Annotated in this window: 15 protein-coding genes; 10 read left to right on the top strand and 5 right to left on the bottom strand. The window is 69.7% G+C overall.

All coding sequences use genetic code 11. The features are described from left to right. Positions 1-2 precede the first annotated feature (2 nt). The 3 genes from ACNPQM_RS16060 to ACNPQM_RS16050 all read left to right on the top strand — a co-directional run bounded on the left by ACNPQM_RS16060 (position 3) and on the right by ACNPQM_RS16050 (position 2,827). Positions 3-392 carry a PPOX class F420-dependent oxidoreductase gene (locus ACNPQM_RS16060; protein WP_358859394.1) on the top strand — a complete coding sequence of 130 codons (390 nt, stop codon included), beginning with the start codon at positions 3-5 and terminating at the stop codon, positions 390-392. A gap of 312 nt (positions 393-704) precedes the next feature. Next, on the top strand, positions 705-1,547 hold the full coding sequence (locus ACNPQM_RS16055; RefSeq protein ID WP_418084516.1) for a nitrilase-related carbon-nitrogen hydrolase: 843 nt from the start codon (positions 705-707) through the stop codon (positions 1,545-1,547). Beyond that, complete coding sequence (locus ACNPQM_RS16050; RefSeq protein WP_358859393.1) at positions 1,544-2,827, top strand: aspartate aminotransferase family protein; 1,284 nt, start codon at positions 1,544-1,546, stop codon at positions 2,825-2,827. The genes ACNPQM_RS16055 and ACNPQM_RS16050 overlap by 4 nt, the downstream gene beginning before the upstream one ends. 78 nt (positions 2,828-2,905) lie before the next feature. On the opposite strand, the gene ACNPQM_RS16045 is transcribed toward ACNPQM_RS16050, so the two are convergent. Then, positions 2,906-4,795, bottom strand: a complete 1,890-nt coding sequence (locus ACNPQM_RS16045) for an alkaline phosphatase family protein (protein ID WP_418084515.1) — start codon at positions 4,793-4,795, stop codon at positions 2,906-2,908. Between the two features lie 351 nt (positions 4,796-5,146). After that, a complete protein-coding gene (locus ACNPQM_RS16040) occupies positions 5,147-6,226 on the bottom strand; it encodes a mechanosensitive ion channel family protein (RefSeq protein ID WP_418084514.1) in 1,080 nt (359 codons plus the stop codon). 434 nt (positions 6,227-6,660) lie between these two features. Here ACNPQM_RS16040 and hydA point away from each other — a divergent pair, with 434 nt between their 5' ends. The 4 genes from hydA (at position 6,661) to ACNPQM_RS16020 (ending at position 13,294) form a co-directional block, all read left to right on the top strand. Then, positions 6,661-8,061 carry a dihydropyrimidinase gene (hydA, locus tag ACNPQM_RS16035; RefSeq protein ID WP_393301026.1) on the top strand — a complete coding sequence of 467 codons (1,401 nt, stop codon included), beginning with the start codon at positions 6,661-6,663 and terminating at the stop codon, positions 8,059-8,061. A 188-nt stretch (positions 8,062-8,249) separates the two neighbouring features. Beyond that, the gene (locus ACNPQM_RS16030) at positions 8,250-9,251 is read left to right on the top strand and encodes a TIGR03842 family LLM class F420-dependent oxidoreductase (protein ID WP_418084513.1); all 1,002 of its coding nucleotides are present in this window, start codon (positions 8,250-8,252) and stop codon (positions 9,249-9,251) included. 80 nt (positions 9,252-9,331) lie between these two features. Next, on the top strand, positions 9,332-10,894 hold the full coding sequence (locus ACNPQM_RS16025; RefSeq protein ID WP_418084512.1) for an NCS1 family nucleobase:cation symporter-1: 1,563 nt from the start codon (positions 9,332-9,334) through the stop codon (positions 10,892-10,894). A gap of 522 nt (positions 10,895-11,416) precedes the next feature. Continuing rightward, a complete protein-coding gene (locus tag ACNPQM_RS16020) occupies positions 11,417-13,294 on the top strand; it encodes a CocE/NonD family hydrolase (protein WP_418084511.1) in 1,878 nt (625 codons plus the stop codon). Here ACNPQM_RS16020 and ACNPQM_RS16015 read toward each other — a convergent pair. Beyond that, positions 13,285-13,896: a hypothetical protein gene (locus tag ACNPQM_RS16015; RefSeq protein ID WP_418084510.1), complete on the bottom strand. Its 612-nt coding sequence runs from the start codon at positions 13,894-13,896 to the stop codon at positions 13,285-13,287. The two genes, ACNPQM_RS16020 and ACNPQM_RS16015, sit on opposite strands and share 10 nt — an antisense overlap. Positions 13,897-14,078: 182 nt before the next feature. Here ACNPQM_RS16015 and ACNPQM_RS16010 point away from each other — a divergent pair, with 182 nt between their 5' ends. After that, on the top strand, positions 14,079-15,515 hold the full coding sequence (locus tag ACNPQM_RS16010) for an amidase (protein ID WP_358859384.1): 1,437 nt from the start codon (positions 14,079-14,081) through the stop codon (positions 15,513-15,515). Between the two features lie 11 nt (positions 15,516-15,526). Here the strand turns inward: ACNPQM_RS16010 and ACNPQM_RS16005 are convergent, their stop codons facing one another. Both ACNPQM_RS16005 and ACNPQM_RS16000 read right to left on the bottom strand, forming a co-directional pair. Then, positions 15,527-16,336: a class I SAM-dependent methyltransferase gene (locus ACNPQM_RS16005; RefSeq protein WP_418084509.1), complete on the bottom strand. Its 810-nt coding sequence runs from the start codon at positions 16,334-16,336 to the stop codon at positions 15,527-15,529. Further along, the gene (locus tag ACNPQM_RS16000) at positions 16,333-17,316 is read right to left on the bottom strand and encodes a carboxymuconolactone decarboxylase family protein (protein WP_418084508.1); all 984 of its coding nucleotides are present in this window, start codon (positions 17,314-17,316) and stop codon (positions 16,333-16,335) included. Before ACNPQM_RS16000 ends, ACNPQM_RS16005 begins: the two co-directional genes overlap by 4 nt. Before the next feature lie 168 nt (positions 17,317-17,484). On the opposite strand from ACNPQM_RS16000, the gene ACNPQM_RS15995 reads away from it, so the two are divergent. Further along, positions 17,485-18,624: a sensor histidine kinase gene (locus tag ACNPQM_RS15995; protein WP_358859381.1), complete on the top strand. Its 1,140-nt coding sequence runs from the start codon at positions 17,485-17,487 to the stop codon at positions 18,622-18,624. Further along, the gene (locus ACNPQM_RS15990; RefSeq protein WP_418084507.1) at positions 18,621-19,304 is read left to right on the top strand and encodes a response regulator; all 684 of its coding nucleotides are present in this window, start codon (positions 18,621-18,623) and stop codon (positions 19,302-19,304) included. Before ACNPQM_RS15995 ends, ACNPQM_RS15990 begins: the two co-directional genes overlap by 4 nt. Positions 19,305-19,471 lie beyond the last annotated feature (167 nt).

The raw sequence follows: 19,471 nt of genomic DNA, 5'->3' as shown, positions 1-19,471 counted from the left end.
CCGTGACTCCTCAGACACTCCAGGACTTCGCCCGCGGCGAGTACGTCAGCCTGACCACGTACCGGAAGGACGGCACGCCCGTCGCGACGCCCGTGTGGGCGGCGGCCGACGGCGAGGAGCTGTTCATCTGGACCCGGAGCGACTCGTGGAAGGTCAAAAGGATCCGGAACAACAGCCGGGTCACGGTGACCGTCTGCGACGTGCGTGGCCGGATCGCCGACGGCGCGCCGAGCGCCGAGGGTACGGCGCGGCTGCTCGACGAGGCGGGGACGCGTGCCGTACGCGGATTGCTGGCCCGCAAGTACACCTGGAAGTTCTGGCTGGTCGACTGGCCGGCCACGGTCGTACGCCTCGGCAGGCGGCCGCACACCGGGATCGCCGTCACTTTCTAGGACCGACGGGGGCGCCGTCCTTGAACGCCGCTACGGCGAGCGCCGGTGGCACGGTGTGGAGCACGGTCCACGAGCCGACACCCGTACCTGCTTCCGAGCCGGCTTGGTCTGTCGGCGTGGCATCTGCTCTCCCCGGGGGAGGAGAAGAGAGAGTGTGAACCGCACGGGTACGAAACATGATCGACTCGACCGGTTCACGGCTACGGTCTTGCCCCGTCGTGTGGCGGGGCTTACGTTCTCCTCCTGTGCATCGAATCTACGTGCGTAGAAAACGCGTAGAGGCTCTCTGACGCCGCGTCGAAGGAGCAGCTCATGTCCCACGTCGTACGCGCCGCACTCGTCCAGGCGACCTGGACCGGCGACACCGAATCCATGATCGCCAAGCATGAGGAACATGCTCGCGAGGCCGCCCGGCAGGGGGCGAAGATCATCGGCTTCCAGGAGGTGTTCAACGCACCCTACTTCTGCCAGGTGCAGGAGCCCGAGCACTACCGCTGGGCCGAGGCCGTCCCGGACGGGCCGACCGTCCGGCGGATGCAGGAGCTCGCCCGCGAGACGGGCATGGTGATCGTGGTGCCGGTCTTCGAGATCGAGCAGTCCGGCTTCTACTTCAACACCGCCGCGGTGATCGACGCCGACGGTTCGTACCTCGGCAAGTACCGCAAGCACCACATTCCGCAGGTCAAGGGGTTCTGGGAGAAGTACTACTTCAAGCCCGGAAATGCCGGCTGGCCGGTCTTCGACACTGCCGTCGGCAAGGTCGGTGTCTATATCTGCTACGACCGGCACTTCCCTGAGGGCTGGCGTCAACTCGGACTCAACGGAGCCCAGTTGGTGTACAACCCGTCCGCGACCTCGCGCGGCCTCTCCAGCTACCTCTGGCAGCTGGAACAGCCCGCGTCCGCCGTGGCCAACGAGTACTTCGTCGCAGCGATCAACCGCGTCGGCCAGGAGGAGTACGGCGACAACGACTTCTACGGCACCAGTTACTTCGTCGACCCGCGCGGTCAGTTCGTCGGGGAGGTGGCCAGCGACAAGGAGGAGGAACTCCTCGTCCGGGAACTCGACTTCGGCCTCATCGAGGAAGTGCGCCAGCAGTGGGCGTTCTACCGGGACCGTCGCCCCGACGCGTACGAGGGACTGGTGGAGCCGTGAGCAGTCTCCACCACCGCCACCTCGCCGTCAGCCCCGAATGGCTCGCGCTCTACTACCGGCATCCGCTGGAGATCACGCACGGTGAGGGCCGCCATGTCTGGGACGCGGACGGCAAGCGCTACCTCGACTTCTTCGGCGGCATCCTCACCACGATGACCGCTCACGCGCTGCCCGAAGTGACGAAGGCGGTCACCGAGCAGGCCGGGCGGATCATCCACACCTCGACGCTGTACCTCAACCGTCCGATGGTCGAACTGGCCGAGCGTATCGCCACGCTCTCCGGCATCCCCGATGCCCGGGTCTTCTTCACCACCTCGGGCACCGAGGCCAATGACACGGCGTTGCTGCTCGCCACCACGTACCGCAGTTCGAACCAGATCCTCGCGATGCGCAACAGCTACCACGGCAGGTCGTTCTCGGCCGTCGCCATCACCGGCAACAAGGCCTGGTCACCGACGAGTCTGTCCCCGCTGCAGACGCTGTACGTCCACGGCGGGGTCCGGACCCGGGGCCCGTACGCGGAACTCAGCGACGCACAGTTCATCAAGGCGTGCGTGGCCGATCTGGAGGACCTGCTCGGCCACACCCGCGGCGCCGCCGCGCTGATCGCCGAACCCATCCAGGGTGTCGGCGGGTTCACCTCCCCGCCCGACGGCCTGTTCGCGGCATTCCGCGAAGTCCTGAACCGGCACGGCATTCTGTGGATCTCCGACGAGGTGCAGACCGGCTGGGGCCGTACCGGCGAACACTTCTGGGGCTGGCAGGCGCACTCCCGGAACGGCCCGCCGGACATCCTCACCTTCGCCAAGGGCATCGGCAACGGCATGTCGATCGGTGGCGTCGTCGCCCGCGCCGACGTCATGAACTGCCTGGACGCCAACTCCATTTCGACGTTCGGCGGCTCCCCGGTCACCATGGCGGCGGGCCTCGCAAACCTGTCGTACCTGCTGGACCACGACCTCCAGGGCAACGCCCGACGAGTCGGCGGGCTGCTCATCGAGCGGCTGCGGGCGATCGGCGCGGGAGCGGAGTGTGTGCGGGAGGTACGCGGCCGGGGCTTGATGATCGGCATCGAGCTGGTGAAACCCGGCACGGACGAGGCCGACCCGGAGGCGGCAACCGCTGTCCTCGAAGCGGCCCGCGAGGGCGGGCTGCTCATCGGCAAGGGCGGCGCGCACAACACCAGCGTCCTCCGGATCGCCCCGCCGCTGTCGCTGTCCATCGCCGAGGCGGAGGAGGGTGCGAAGATCCTCGCGGCCGCGCTGCGGACGGTGGGGTGAGGCGACGGGGGTGTGCCGGCGTACAGGCTCCAGGGGACCCCGCGGAGGCGCGGGGTCCGGCCGGTCGGAGTGGCTCGGTCAGCCGTTGTGGCCGGTGGGGCGGGTGAGCTCCAAGGTGTGGACCGGGTCGAGCTCGCCGTAGTACCCGAGGTGCTGGTAGCGCACGTCGGTGACGGTGACGGTGGCCTCGGCGTTGCCCTGCTGCACGGTCGCCCTGAAGCGGACGGAGCCGTCCGTCTTCGTCGTTCCGGTCAGCTTCTGCACCTCGTTGCCGTACCGCAGTTCGGCGACGACCTTCGCGCCCCGCACCGGCTCGCCCTGCGCGGTTCTCACCACGCCGTCCGCGGTGACCTTCCACGGGGCGTCGGTGCCCGGCCGGCCGAGCAGCTCGGTGTCGGCCTTCAGGGACGCGACGGCAAGCTGCGACGGCGGGTTGGGCTGGCCGAACGCGACCTGGTCGACGGTCCAGAAGGCGCTGTTCGTACCGGTGTAGCGGAAGCTGAGCTTCGCCGACTGCGTGCCCGCCGGAACGTTCAGCTGCAGGTGCTCGACCGTATTGGTGTTCGCCCGGTACGACTTCACGAGCTGCGGTGTGCCACCGTCGTACGAGACGTAGACATCACCGGTCTGCGGGCCGTCGATGAGGTAGTTCGTGGCGTACGAGACGTTCGCCGTGGCCGCACCGTTCAACGGGAACGCGGGGCTGACGAGCGTGGAGTCGAACTGTCCGGCGTCGTGTGCCTTGTCGTCCCACTCGTCGGAGTCGGCGACGGCGAACACATTGCGGGCGCGGACGTTGGTCTCGCGGCCCTGGCCGCGCTCGGCATTGGTCCAGAACTCGTCGGTGGCGAAGGACCAGCCGCGCCACTCGGTGACGCCACCGGCCGGCATCTTCGAGTTGTCGATCGTCCAGCCGTCGGGGGCGGTGTTGGTCCAGCCCTTGGTGCCGGCGGGGAGCTTCGTCTCGTCGACGGGGGTACGGAGCGAGTCGCGCAGCGCGTCGAACGCGTCCGGCTTCAGCTCGGAGAGCGCGGTGCCGTCGAGGTTCCAGGCCGGATCCGTGGCGACGCCCTCGTGGCGCAGTACGGTCGGCGCGATGTCGGTGATCTTGACGTCGTTGCGTACGGAACCGGGCTCGATGCCCTGGCCTCGGGCGATCACGAAGGTGCCGCGCTCCAGCGGTGTGTTGCCGCCGTGGCCGCCGGTCGGGGTGTGGCCGTGGTCGGCGGTGATGACGACGAGCCAGTTCTCCTTGGCGTAGGTCGGCCGGGAGGCGACGGCGTCGAGCAGCCGGCCGACCTGTCCGTCCACCGTGTTGAGTGCCTTGAGGTAGGCGTCGCTCGCGCTGCCGGAGGCATGCCCGGCACCGTCGACCTCGTCGAGGTGGACGAAGGTGGAGTCGGGGTTGCCGTGGGCGAGATAGTCCGCGGCCTTCGCGGTGGTGTTCTCGTCGTTGCCGCCGGCGATCCGCAGATCCGTTGCCGACCCGAAGATGATCTGGGGGACCGGGCTCCAGGTGCCGACGACCAGGGTGGACGTGGTCGGGTCGGCGGTCTCCAGCCGGGTCGCGTAGTCCGGGTACTGGCCGTACTTCGGGTCGGTGAAGTTGTTGTCCTTCACGTTGTGCTTGTCCGGCCAGACACCGGTGGCGATGGACGACCAGCCGGCGCCGGAGACCGTCGGGGCCATCGGGTTCGCGTACAGGTTGCTGCGCGCGGTCATCCCCTCGGCCATCAGCCGCTCGAGGTGCGGTACATCGGCGCGGGCGAAGGCGTCGAACGTGGCGCCGTCGATGCCGATGACGAGGGTTTTCGCCTGCTTGCTGCCGGACGGCAGACCGGCGTACGGGGCAGCGGCGGCAGCCTGGGGCTCGTCGGCCCGGGCGACCGAGGCTGCGGACAGCGGAAGGGCGACGGCGGCGACGGTGGCGGCGGCCAGCACGGTACGCACGGAGCGTGATATGGGCACGTGATCCTCCGGGATCGAAAGCGGGGGAACCGGACAACAGGCGTCCGGTGACGCGCCACAGACTCGTCGTCCGCGGTGATCGCCTCACGCCCGAAACGGGACGAGCACGTGAACCGTACCCAACATTTGGACCAGACCCGTAATCATTGCGTTATATTTGGCTCGGTTGTTGTCGCCTGCGGGGCGACGATGTCCTGCCGGGTGATCCGAAGTGAACTCATCGTGGTTCGGTCGGTGTTGGCGGAATGTCAGCTGCCGGGCGTGCGGATCGGTGTTCGCGAACGGCCGGGCTCCGGGGAACGCGGAGCCCGGCCGGTCCGTACCACCGTCCGCACCTCGGACTTCCTACGGCTATGACATCGACTGCTTCGCCTCGCGCTGGTGGGGGATCGTGACCGGCGTCGTTCCCGGCTGCACGGTCACGGTGCGCTTCGGAGCGGGGACCGCGATGCCCTCGGTCCGGAATCGCGCATGCAGGCGCTTGATGAACTCGTGCTTGATCCGGTATTGGTCGCTGAACTCGCCGACCCCCAGAATGACCGTGAAGTTGATCCTGGAGTCCCCGAACGTGTGGAACCGGATGGCCGGTTCGTGTTCAGGTACGGCGCCGGTGATGTCGGTCATCACGTTCTCGACGACCTCGGCCGTGACGCGCTCGACGTGTTCGAGGTCGCTGTCGTAGCCGACGCCCACCTGGACCGTGATCGAAAGTTGCTGTTCCGGCCGGTTGAAGTTGGTCATGTTGGTGCCCGCGAGCCGGGCGTTCGGGATGATCACAAGGTTGTTCGACAACTGACGCACCACGGTGTTCCGCCAGTTGATGTCGACGACATAGCCCTCCTCGCCGCTGCTGAGCCGGATGTAGTCGCCCGGCTGCACCGTCTTCGAAGCGAGGATGTGCACGCCCGCGAACAGATTGGCCAGCGTGTCCTGCAGCGCCAGGGCGACCGCCAGACCGCCCACGCCCAGCGCGGTGAGCAGAGGCGCGATGGAGACGCCCAGCGTCTGGAGCATGACGAGGAAGCCCATCGCCAGCACCGCGACGCGCGTGATGTTGACGAAGATAGTGGCCGATCCGGCCACCCCCGACCTGGACTGCGCCACGGACCGCACCAGGCCGGTGATCACCCGGGCTGCCGTGAGCGTTGCGGCCAGGATGAGCAGGGCGGTCAGCGTCATGTTGACGTGGTGCCCGACCCTGGCGGTCAGCGGAAGTGCCGTGGCTGCCGCCGCCGCGCCGGCGGCCAGTGCAGCCCAGGGGGCCAGGGTCCGCAAGGCGTCGACGATGACGTCGTCACCGGTCCATCGCGTCCTGCTGGCTCGTTCTCCCAGCCATCGCAGAATCACGCGCAGCAGGAGGCCCGCCGCGATGCCGGCAGCCATCGCAATACCGGCGACGATCAAGTCGTGCAGAGTGAGGGCCCGGTTCACCGCTGCGCCCCCACTCTCCGGGGAACGCGACTGATGGGGGGAACCGTCGCCGTTTCCGGGCGCCGGACGGGATGCTTCGTCACCGTGTTACCTGTTCGATTCTCGGGTGTGCGGTTCGCGTCGGGACATACGGATGTGCGAGTCGGGGGCCGACGCGATCGCTCATCCTGCCGTACGCCTTCGCGCGAGCCGCGGCTGACCCTGCGTCGGCTCACGCGGGGCGGACGTACTGATGGCAGATCAGAGTGCGGGGACCTTCCGGTCGTGCGGCGGCGCCGGCTTTGGGCCGACGGTGTACGGGATGCCCGGAAACGCAAACGTCTTCAGCAGTTAGCCGCAGCGGTATTGCCACAGTGGGTAACCCACTTCTACGTTCTTCACCACGCACCACATCTACGTGCGTAGACCCATTCCGCCAGAGTGAGGAGGGGTACATGAGCCGCACCGTCATCCACGGCGGCCTCGTCGTCACCGCGTCCGACGAACTTCACGCCGACGTACTCATCGAGGGCGGCCGCATCGCCGCGCTCGCCGCGCACGGCACCGACGCGGCCACGAGCTGGACCGCCGACCGGACCATCGACGCCACCGGCAAGTACGTCATCCCGGGCGGTGTCGACGCGCACACGCACATGGAGATGCCGTTCGGTGGCACCTACGCCGCCGACACCTTCGAGACCGGGACCAGGGCTGCCGCCTGGGGCGGCACCACCACGATCGTCGACTTCGCCATCCAGACCGTGGGGCGCGCGGTCCGCGAAGGACTCGACGCCTGGTATGCGAAGGCCGACGGCAACTGCGCCATCGACTATGCCTTCCACATGATCCTCTCCGATGTGAACGAGTCCTCGCTCAAGGAGATGGACCTCCTCGTCTCGGAGGGCGTCACGTCCTTCAAGCTCTTCATGGCGTACCCCGGTGTCTTCTACAGCGACGACGGCCAGATCCTGCGCGCGATGCAACGGGCCGCAGGGAACGGCGGGCTGATCATGATGCACGCCGAGAACGGCATCGCGATCGACGTCCTCGTCGAACAGGCACTGGCCGCGGGTCGCACCGACCCGCGCTACCACGGCGACGTCCGCAAGGTGGCCCTGGAGGCCGAGGCCACCCACCGTGCCATCCAGCTCGCCCGGGTCGCCGGATCCCCGCTGTACGTCGTGCACGTCTCCGCCGACGAGGCCGTCGCCGAGCTGGCGGCCGCCCGCCACAAGGGACTTCCGGTCTTCGGTGAGACCTGCCCCCAGTACCTCTTCCTCTCCACCGACAACCTCGCCGAGCCGGACTTCGAGGGCGCGAAGTACGTGTGCTCCACACCGCTGCGGCCCAAGGAGCACCAGGAGGCTCTCTGGCGCGGCCTGCGGAACAACGAGCTCCAGGTCGTCTCCACCGACCACTGCCCGTTCTGCTTCTCCGGCCAGAAGGAGATGGGACGCGGCGACTTCTCGAAGATCCCGAACGGCATGCCCGGCGTGGAGAACCGGATGGACCTCCTCCATCAGGCGGTCGTGGACGGCCACATCTCCCGCCGCCGCTGGATCGAGATCGCCTGCGCCTCCCCGGCCCGGATGTTCGGCCTCTACCCGAAGAAGGGCACCATCGCCCCGGGCGCCGACGCCGATGTCGTCATCTACGATCCGCACGCCGAGCAGACCCTCTCCGCCGAGACCCACCACATGAACGTCGACTACTCGGCGTACGAGGGAAAGCGGATCACCGGACAGGTCGAGACTGTCCTCTCGCGCGGCGAAGTCGTCATCGACCGGAGGAAGTTCACCGGGCGCGCCGGCCACGGCATCTACACCCCGCGCGCCACCAGTCAGTACCTGGACTAGGGCGTGCTTCGGACGTCCCGCCTGCCGGGCGATGCCTGGCACGCACGCTCGCCGCGTTGTCGGGCCCGCCCCGATACCACCGGTATCGGGGCGACCCTCCGCCTTGCGATCGCACGCCCCGGACGCCGCCCGGCCCGCCCTACGGGCGGACGACGCCACTTTCGAAACACGCCCTAGGAGCACCTGCCATGGACTTCGGACTCGTCCTCCAGACCGACCCGCCCGCATCAGCCGTCGTGGGCCTGATGCGCCGCGCCGAACGCAACGGGTTCCGCTACGGCTGGACCTTCGATTCGGCGGTGCTCTGGCAGGAACCGTTCGTCATCTACAGCCGGATCCTCGAACACACCGAACGCCTCATCGTCGGCCCGATGGTCACCAACCCGGGCACCCGCACCTGGGAGGTCACCGCCTCCACCTTCGCCACCCTCAACGACATGTACGGCAACCGCACCGTCTGCGGCATCGGCCGCGGCGACTCCGCGATGCGCGTCGCCGGACGCAAGCCCAACACCTTGGCCCGCCTCGGCGAGGCCATCGACGTCATCCGCGACCTCGCCGAAGGCCGGGAGGCGACCGTCGACGGGCAGCCGGTCCAGATCCCGTGGGTGAAGAACGGCAGACTGCCTGTCTGGATGGCCGCGTACGGTCCGAAGGCGCTCGCCCTCGCCGGACAGAAGGCCGACGGATTCATCCTGCAGCTCGCCGACCCGTTCCTCACCGAGTGGATGATCAAGGCTGTCCGGGACGCGGCGGCGGAGGCGGGCCGCGACCCGGACTCCGTGACCATCTGCGTCGCCGCCCCCGCCTATGTGGGCGACGACCTCGACCATGCCCGCGAGCAGTGCCGCTGGTTCGGCGGCATGGTCGGCAACCATGTCGCGGACCTGGTGTCCAGGTACGGCGAACACTCCGGCCTGGTACCCGAGGCGCTGACCGAGTACATCGCGGGGCGTGCCGGATACGACTACAGCCACCACGGGCGCGCCGGAAACCCGGACACCGCCTTCGTGCCGGACGAGATCGTCGACCGGTTCTGCCTGCTCGGCCCCGCCGAGGCACACATCGAGAAGCTCCGGGCGCTGCGCGACCTGGGCGTCGACCAGTTCGCCGTCTACAACATGCACGATGCGCGCGAAGCGACGATCGACGCGTACGGCTCCGAGATCATCTCCGCCCTTTCCGCCTGACCCGCGCCTCCCCCCACGGCTGTACGCGCCCCCTCCCCAGCCCCGCACAGCACCGCTCCTGAGCGAAGGGTCCAGCCGCCATGACATCCACCGTCCCACCCACTCCACCGCAGGGCCGCATATCCGCGTCCACGATCCAGCAGACCTATCCCGATGGCCGCGTCGCCCTCGCCGAGGGGGTCGTCCTGGGCGACACACGGTTCGCCAACGACGACCTGGCGCCGGTGCCCGTCGAGAGGCGCACCTGGGGTGTTTACAACTATTTGAGTCTTTGGGTGGGAATGGCTCATAACATCCCGTCCTGGACTCTGGCCTCCGGTCTGGTCGCGCTCGGCATGGACTGGAAGCAGGCAGTCCTCACCATCGCGCTGGCCAACCTCATCGTGCTGGTGCCGATGCTGCTCACGGGGCATGCGGGGACGAAGTACGGGATTCCGTTCCCGGTGTTCGCGCGGGCTTCGTTCGGGATGAGGGGTGCGAATCTGCCGGCGCTGATTCGGGCGGCGGTGGCGTGTGCCTGGTTCGGAATCCAGACCTGGATCGGCGGCGAGGGGATCTTCCTGCTGGCCGGGAAGCTCTTCGGCAGCGGTTGGCAGACCGCAGGTCAGGTAGCCGGGCAGCCGTGGACACTGTGGCTGTCGTTCGGTCTGTTCTGGGCGCTGGAGATCGCGGTGATCGCGCGGGGCATGGAGACCCTGCGGCGGTTCGAGAACTGGGCCGCACCGTTCGTGATCGTGGGCGCGCTGGCGTTGCTGGCGTGGATCGCGGTGAAGGCGGGCGGGTTCGGTCCGCTGCTGTCGCAGCCGTCGGCGCTGGGGTGGGGCAGCGGTTTCTGGATGGTGTTCTTCCCGGCTCTGATGGGCATGATCGGGTTCTGGTCCACGCTGTCGCTCAACATCCCGGACTTCACCCGTTTCGGCGGCAGCCAGCGCGCCCAGATGCGCGGCCAGGCCCTGGGCCTGCCCACCACCATGACGCTGTTCGCGCTGCTCTCGGTGCTGGTCACCTCGGGCTCGCAGGCGGTCTACGGCGTCCCGATCTGGGACCCGATCGCGCTCGCCGCGAAGATGGACAGCGTCGCCGGGACGCTCTTCGCCCTGCTCGTGGTTCTGGTCGCCACCCTGTCGGTGAACATCGCGGCCAACGTCGTCAGCCCGGCGTACGACCTCGCCAACCTGGTCCCGCGCTTCATCAACTTCCGTACCGGCGCGCTGATCACGGGCGTGGTCGGGATCGCCATCATGCCGTGGAAGCTGATCGCCAACCCGCACGTCTACATCTTCACCTGGCTGGGCGTCGTCGGCGGCCTGCTCGGCACCGTCGCGGGCATCCTGATCGCCGATTACTGGATCGTCCGCCGCACCCAACTCGCCCTGGACGAGCTGTACAGCCCTGCCGGCCGCTACTGGTACACGGCCGGCTGGAACCTGCGCGCCGTCCTCGCCCTCCTCGTCGGCGGCGTCCTCGCCATCGGCGGCTCCTACTCCACCATCGACGCCAACGGCACCGCACAGGGTCCCTTCCCCGTCGACGGCCTCATCCCCGTCCTCAAACCCCTCGCCGACTACGGCTGGGCCGTCGGCCTCGCCTCCTCCCTCCTCCTCTACACCCTCCTCAACCTTGGTGAACGCACCAGACGCTGAGAGCCCGAAACCCCGCAGCCGCCCCCGCCTCGCGGCGCCCGCCGCGAGGCGGGGGCGTGCACGCCATCCGCAGGGCGAGGATGCGGCGATCTCCTGCGGCAGGAGGAGAGCCACCCTTGCCGCTGTGACACCGGGGTAGGGAGCCTGTACCCGGCGTACAGCCCGACTTGTCTGCCGCTACCTGCGGTTTCTCCTTCGGAAGGGCCTCTGACCTGCGTCCGAGGTTTTCCTGGACGGGCTGCGTCAGCAGCCGGCGTTCGCACCTTCCTCTCATGCAACCGTCCCTATGGGCAACGTACTTGCTCCCGTCACATCAATAACACAAGGGCTATACAGCACCGTTGACGCGTTTCAGTGATGACCTTAGGGTCTCTAACCATCGGTTCCGGCCGGGGTTCGCACACACGGTCCCGTTCTTGATGTGTGTGCGACCGTCCGTCGTCGCTGCGGCGACGGCGGGCAGGGGGCTGCCGCTCAGCCGGAACCGCCGCCCCACTCCGTACCGACGACTCTGGAGAGCCAGTGAACAGACGTCGCGCGCCCGGCTGGGCCGCCTCGGCACTCGTCACCACTCTGGCGCTGACCGGCGCACTCGCCGGCCCCGCCGTCGCGTCACCGACCGCCGCTTCCGCTCAGACCCGGACCGCCGAGGTCGCCACCGCGGCCGACGGCATCACGCACGAGCAGAACGACCGTGTCCCAGAGGGCTCGGTCTGGACCCAGCACTACTTCCCGTCCTCGGACGGCTCCGGTACCGAACTGCACGGCGACCTGCTGATGCCCAAAGGCGTGCCCGCCGGGCAGAAGGTGCCGGTCATCCTCTCCATCGGCCCGTACTTCGGACACGCGGGCCAGACAGGCCCCGAGGGCTGGACCCACACCGGTCCCTCGAGTCGTTTCCAGGACTTCATCGAGGGCAGCGACCTCTTCGCCCACGGCTACGCGTTCCTCATGGTCGACCTGCGCGGCTTCGGCGGCTCGACCGGCTGCCTCGACTGGGGCGGTCCCGGGGAGCAGGCCGACGTGAAGGCCGCGATCAACTGGGCCGCGAGCCAGTCGTGGTCGACCGGCGCGGTGGGCATGTACGGCAAGTCCTACGACGCCGTCACCGGCCTCATCGGCAACAACCTGAAGCAGTCCCCGCTGAAGGCCGTCGTTGCCCAGGAGCCCCTCTGGGACATGTACCAGTACATCTACTCCAACGGGGTCCCCCGCCCGAATGTGACCGGAACCGCCAATGCCTACAACGGCATTGCCACGATGGCTCCGCTGCCGGACGACGACGCGCACTACCAGGCCAACGCCCGGTACGAGAACTCCCACCCCCAGTGCCTGACCGAGAACTCGGCCGGCTACCGGATTTCAGACCAGAACGACCCGTTCTGGACCTCCCGTGACCTGGCCAAGATGGCTCAGGGCACCAACACGCCGCTCTTCGTCACCCAGGGCTTCATCGAGAACAACACCAAGCCCGAGGAGATGCAGGAGTACCTCACCAACCACACCGGCCCGGAGCGCGGTTGGGTCGGACAGTGGGACCACGTGCGTGGTGGAGACCGGGTGAGGGACGGCCGCCTGGCCATGGGACGCGAGAACTGGTACGGCGAGACGCTGTCCTTCTACGACCAGTACCTCAAGGGAGTTGAGCCCTCGGTCGACTACCCGATGTACTCCGTCGAGGACTCCACCGGCCACTGGCGCGCCCAGGACACCTGGCCGGCGGTGGAGCGCGACGTCACCCTCCCGCTGGGGAACGGCAGTTACCTCGACGACGGCGGTGCCTCCGCCCGCGCCGTCCTGGCCACAGCCGGCACGCCGGCGCCCAAGGCGGTCCAGCCGTCGGGTAACTGGGACATGGAGAACGCCCCGGCGACCGAGCAGCCGGCGCCCAAGGGTCTGGCCAAGGGGATCGCGAAGAAGCAGCAGGCCGGTGAGGTCGGCTCCAGCTTCTTCGTCTGGTCGCAGCCGCTCGCCCAGGACGTGCGGCTGACTGCCGCGCCGAACATCTCGCTGACCGTGAAGGGCGAGGGCAACCTCATGCTCAAGCTCTACGACGTCGGCCCGGACGGCAAGGCCGTGATGTTCGACGAGCAGGTCTCCCTGCTGAAGAAGGGCCGGATGAGCGTCGACCTCAAGGCGACCGACTGGACGCTGGCGGCCGGTCATGTCCTGGCTGTGGAGATAGGCTCGATCCAGACCGGGTCGTGGCGTGACGCCCCGTCGGGCCAGACCATCGACGTCTCGGGCGCCGTGCTGAGGCTGTCCCTGGACGACCCGTCCGACGACGTGGCCACCCAGGGCGACCGCTCACCGTACCTGGACACCTACCTGCGCCAGTACACCGTGGACCTGCCGGCCGGTCCGGCGTCCTTCACCGTGACGCCTGGCGGTCACATCTGATCCGACGCCCACAGGCCGGCGCCGACGGCACGGCTCGCGGACTCGCTCCGGAGCGCCGTCCGGCGCCGGCCCAGGCCGGGCGCGGGCCTCAGGGCGGCCGACCCGCGCGGCAGCGCTGGATGACGAACCGCTCGTGCCCCTCCTCCCGGGCCGCACGGCGGGCGTTGCGCGATCGGTGCGCGCTGTGCCGTTCGGCCACGGCCCGTGCCGTGGCCACCTCCGGTTCCCCCAGCGGCAGCTTGATGTGGTGCTTCGAAGTGGCCGACAGGGGACAGCGCGGCAGCCTCGTCCGCCATCTGCGGTATGTCCGCGTTCCAGGGAGCGGCCTCGATTTTCACTCGTATGACGGGGAAGTCCGCCGCCCGCAGTTCGGCCGAACGGAGCAGGGCGGCGGCCCGCCGCTCGGTGAGGGGGCCGCGCCCGGTCTCGGTCGGCATGGGCTGGTCGGGCATGGAACCGCGGTCCAAGGCGATGCGGGTGAGCTTCAGTCCGGTCCTGCCCGCCCAGTGTTCCAGGCGCGAACTCGCATCCATGGCGCCGACCGCGGTGTCGAGGCGCACCGTCAGGTGCGTCTCGAGCTCTCCCGCGAACTCTGCTCCCACAGGCCTCACCTCGGCCGTTCGGTTCTGTCCACTCCTGTCGGAGAAACCGGCAACGGGGACTGACACTCCCCGCCGAACGGTTGAGCAGACCGCCCGCTACTCGTTACCCTCCAGTAAGTTCGCTTGGGCGGACAGATGCGGAAGGCGCGGGAACGCGCCGAAATCCGGGAGGCGTACAGCCCATGTCCTCAGCAGAGTTCACGGAGTCGACCGGACTGGCGGACAGCGCACGCGAGCTGGCCGACGGCCGGACCACCTCGACCCAGCAGGTGTCCGCCGCCCTCGAACGCATCGAAGCGAGCCAGAGCACCCTCAATGCCTTCCGGCACTTGCGTGTCACCGAAGCGCTCGCGGAGGCCGCCGAAGCCGACCGGCGCCTCGCCGGGGGGGAGCGGCTGCCGTTGCTCGGGGTGCCGGTCGCCGTCAAGGACGACACCGATGTCGCCGGAATGCCCACCTACTTCGGCTGCCGCGGCGACCTGCCCGCAGCCACCACCGACAGCGAGGCCGTCCGCCGGCTCCGCGCCGCCGGGGCCGTGATCGTCGGCAAGACCAACTCCTGCGAGCTCGGGCAGTGGCCCTTCACCGAAGGACCTGCCTTCGGTGCCACCCGTAACCCGTGGAACACCGACCACACCCCCGGTGGGTCGTCCGGCGGTTCCGCCGCGGCCGTGGCCGCCGGGCTGGTGCCCGCGGCCCTCGGCTCGGACGGCGCCGGGTCCGTCCGTATCCCGGCCGCCTGGACCCATCTCGTCGGCATCAAGCCGCAGCGCGGACGGATCTCGGTCCACCCGCACCACGACGCCTTCCAGGGCCTCACCGTCAACGGGCCGCTGGCCCGCACCGTCGCCGACGCCGCCCTGCTGCTCGACGCGGCCGCCGGACCGCACCCCGACGACCTGCACCGGCCCCCGCCCGTCGCGGCCTCCGCCGCCGCCGGCCGCGACCCCGGCCGGCTGCGGATCGCCCTCGCGTGGCAGCCCCCGCTCACCCTCACCCGTACCGCCCCGCACCCCGAAGTACGACGGGCTGTCGCGGCACTCGCCGAGGCGCTCGCCCGGCTCGGCCATCAGGTCGAGGAGGCCAGGCCCCGTTACGGGCTGATCGGTCTCGGCTTCCTCCCCCGTGCCACGGCCGGGATCGCCGAACTTGCCGCGCTCCACCCCGAACCTGCCCTCCTCGACCCGCGCACCCGCAGCGCCCTGCGCACCGGCACCCGGCTCGGGGGCCGGGCAGTGCGGGCGGCCCGGGCCCGGGAGGTGCGCCAGCAGCGCAGGATCGGTGCGCTCTTCCACGCGCCCCGGGCGGGAGCCCGGTTCGACGTACTGCTCACCCCGACCACCGCAGCGCCGCCGCCCCGGATCGGCGCATTCGACGGCCTGAGCGCCTGGCGCACCGATGTGGCGATCACCGAGGCGTGCCCGTACGCCTGGCCGTGGAACGTGCTGGGGTGGCCCGGCATCAATGTGCCGGCCGGCTTCACCGCCGACGGGCTCCCCATCGGTGCCCAGTTGCTCGGCCCCTCCCGCAGCGAGGAGCTGCTGATCTCCCTCGCCGCCCAGCTGGAGGCCGATCAGCGCTGGTACGAGCACCGGCCGCCGGCCTCCGCGGACGCCTGACACCCCGCCGGTCAGAGCGGGCGGCGAGCGCCGACCACCCACACCCCCGCCGGCAGCAGCACGCCCTCCGCCGTCTCGTACGGCAGCAGGGTCTTCGTCATCGAGGCCCGGGTGGTGCCGGAGACGGTGAGCCCCGGCGTACGGGAGATGAAGAAGTCCACCGCGTCCGCCGCGTCCCGCCCCCAGCAGGTCGCGGCCGTCACGGAGGCGATGCCGATCTCCTCGAAGCCCGCCGTGCCCAGCACCTTGCGGACGTGCTCCGGGTCCGAGAGCGAGGTCATGGCGTCCGCGACGGCGTTCTCCACCGGGTGCTCCTGTCCCAGCAGGGAAGCCAGCAGCCCGAGCGCCTTGCGCTCCTCGCCGTCCGGCGACGGGGGCTGCGGGCTGATGAACGCCAGCCGGCCGCCGGGGCGCAGGGCACGCGCGATATTGGTGAACGCCGCGATGTGGTCGGTGAAGAACATGACGCCGCCCCGGCTGATCGCCACGTCATAGCCGCCCGGCTCGAAAGGATGGACCTGTGCGTCCCCCAACTCGTACGAGACCGAGGGGAATTCGTCGGGGTCGGTGAGAGCCCTGGCGCGTTCGACGAGCGGCAAGGAGACGTCGACGCCGGTAACCCGGCCCCGCGGTGCGTGCCGGGCGGCGGTCCGGGTCGAGGGCCCGCTGCCGCAGCCGATGTCGACGACCCGGTCCTCCGTGCCGATAGCCGCAGCGTCGAACAGCGGCTCGTCGAAGCGGGCCAGCATGGCGTTGTAGCGGTCGGGATGGTCGGCCCAGTGCAGGCCGATCGGTCCGTTCCACGCGTCGGTGACGGTCATGCGTGCTCCTTGGTCCTTGCGGTCAGGGTTGCCTCGATGCGTTCGACGGCGCAGATCGAGCCGAACGCGATCAGATGAACCAGGCAGTGATCGGTGAACGGCGGCGCCAGCCAGGCCGCCACGTCCTCGTCGGTGATCCGGTACGGGGCACGCGCCGCGAGCAGCGCGAGCCGTGCTCCCGGCCGCTCCGCCCGGTCGGGCAGCTCCTCGCCGTGCAGAGGGAGCGGGGTCACGCCGTCCCAGGCCGCGACCGATGCCCGTACCAGGGCGGCGTCCTCGTCACTGAGCAGCCCCGCGCCCAGGTGCGCCGCCGCTCGCAACGCGCCGAACGCGGTGCCGATAGGGGTGTCCGCCGCCCACTCGGGCGGCGGCCCCTCCGTCTCGAGCAGGGCCAGGCTCTCGCCGGGGACAAGCTCGCGGCGGACCGTACGGGCCAGCGAGCGGCCCGCCACGCTCCGTACCAGGCGGTACTTCTCGGCACCCCCGGGCAGCATCTCCTCGGTCAGCAGGGACGACACGATCCGGTTGATGAAGTGGAACACCAGCGCGGTCCCGATGTACTCCGGTGCCTCCCCGGACGGGAACGGCTGCGGCTTGCTCATATCCTTTCCCCACGCCAGCAGTTGACGGTGTCGGGAGTCCTCGGGCTGTTCGCCGCGGGCGATTCTCTCGGCCAGGGTGTGGTCGCCGGTGGCATGCAGGAGCACGGTGTGCGCGGTGACGCAGAACGGGCACCGGTTGGCGAGCGACACCCCGGCCGCCACCACCTCCTTTCCGGTGCGCGATGCCTGCCCGGCCAGCAGGGACTCCCGCATGACGGCCCAGGTGCCGGCCAGCAGCGGCGGCGCGGCGGACAGCACGACAAAGGTCACGGCGCGGTCGATACCGAAGTCGGTGGCCAGCTGTGCGTACACATCGGCGACCGCTCCGGTCGCCGACTTCGGAGGTTCGGGTGAGGTGTATCGAAAGGGTCCGGTCATGGCGACGATGCTCACCCGTCGGACGGTGCCCGGTCGTCTTACGGCCGAAGGCAGTTGAGGATGGTCCCGGCCGACCGGCGGTGGCCTCGACTGCTGCCCCGGGAGTAGCGCGGAATCCGTCCCGCAGGATGATGACCACGCTGTCGGGGCGGAGTTAGGGTGCGGCGCATGCAGGGGGACATCGACCGGCGGACTCACCTGCTGGACACCGCACTCGCCGTCGCGATTTGCGCGGCGGTCCTCGCCGCTGCCTGCGCCGCCTCAAGGCCGGACACGCTCGACCTGCTGCTCGTCGCAGTCGGCACCCTGGCACTCGCCGGGCACCGGCGGGCGCCGCGCGCCGTGCTCGCCGTCACCACCGTCTCCATGCTGGCGTACGTCGTGCACGCCCACCCCGGAAGCTGGGCGGCGTTCCCCGTGCTGTCCGCCGTGCATGCGGCGGCACGCAGTGGACACCGCGTGTGGGGCATCGCCGCCGGCGCCCTCTTCCTCGCCGGGTACTTCACGGTCCTGATCGTCGCCGCACCAAGCGCACAGGACACCATCGAGCGCACCCTGCTGCTGCTCGGCTGGTTCCTCTGCGCCGGGGTCACCGGACTCATCGACAAGAACTGGCAGGCGTATCTCCGCCAGACCGAGCAGCGGGCGCTCGACGCCGAACGCAGCCGCGACGAGGCGGCGCTGCGCCGGGCCGGGGAGGAGAGGCTGCGAATCGCCCGGGAGCTGCACGACTCGCTGACCCACTCCATCTCGATCGTCAAGCTCCAGGCCGGAGTTGCCGTTCACCTGGCCCGCAAGCGGGGCAGCGAGGTGGAGCCCGCACTGCTTGCGATCCAGGAGGCGAGCGGCGAAGCGATGCGGGAGCTGCGGGCGACCCTGGAGGTGCTTCGCACCGATGTGGTGGAGCCGGGCACGGGGCTGGACCGCATCGACGAGCTGGCCGAGCGGGCCCGCACCGCGGGCATCGCACTGTCCGTCACCGTCACCGGCGTCGAACGCACCCTGCCGTCGGACATCGACCGGGCCGCCTACCGCATCGTGCAGGAAGCACTCACCAATGTGGCCCGGCACGCCGACCGCGCCCGGACGACCGTCGAACTCGTCTACGAGGCAAATGTGCTGACTGTGAGCGTCGACGATCAGGGCCCCTGCGCCCCCGGCGATTCCGTCACCCCGGGCACCGGCCTCACCGGCATGGGCGAGCGTGTCAGGGCCCTCGGTGGCACCCTCGCCGCCGCGCCACGCCCTGGCGGCGGCTTCTCCGTACGTGCCGAACTGCCCCTGCGGACAACGGGAACCGCGCTATGAACCATCAGGACACGATCCGGGTGCTGATCGTTGACGACCAGGCCCTGATGCGCGCCGGATTCCGTGCCCTGCTGGACTCCGAGGACGGCATCGAAGTGATCGGCGAGGCGACCGACGGCCGTCAGGCAGTGGAACTCGCCCGCCACCACACCCCGGACGTTGCCCTCGTCGATGTACAGATGCCCGTGATGGGAGGTATCGAGGCCACCCGCGAGATCGCCGCCGACCCGCTGCTGGCCGGTGTCCATGTCGTCATCCTCACCAACTACGGGCTCGACGAGTACGTCTTCGACGCGCTGCGCGCCGGGGCCGCCGGGTTCCTTCTCAAGGACACCGAGCCCGCCGAACTCCTCCAGGCCATCCGTGTCGCGGCCCGCGGCGACGCGCTGCTGTCGCCTGCCATCACCCGCCGTCTGATCGGCGAGTTCGTCTCCCGGCCGCCCGACCGGGCCACGGCCCCCGGCTTCGAGACCCTGACCCGGCGCGAACGCGAGGTGAGTGCGCTGGCCGCACGGGGGCTGACCAACGAGGAGATCGCCGCGCACATGGTGATCAGCCCGTTCACCGCGAAGACACATGTCAGCCGGGCGATGACGAAGCTGGGCGCCCGTGACCGGGCCCAACTCGTCGTCTTCGCCTACGAGTCGGGTCTCGTCGCGCCGCGGGACCCGCACCCCTGAGACCTTCCGGGTCGCCCGACGGGAATCACCGGCCCGGAAGCTCCCGCGGCCAGCGGCCGATCTCACGGAGCAGTTCCATCCGTGATCTTGCGTGGGTATCCCCGGCTTCAGCCGGGGAGGGAAACGCATCCTCGGCCCGGAGGCGCGAAGCGCCGGAGTTCGCTGCG

This window comes from Streptomyces sp. NPDC056231 (assembly GCF_048270745.1).
Lineage (GTDB): Bacteria > Actinomycetota > Actinomycetes > Streptomycetales > Streptomycetaceae > Streptomyces.
This window is presented reverse-complemented; position numbering and strand designations above follow the sequence as displayed.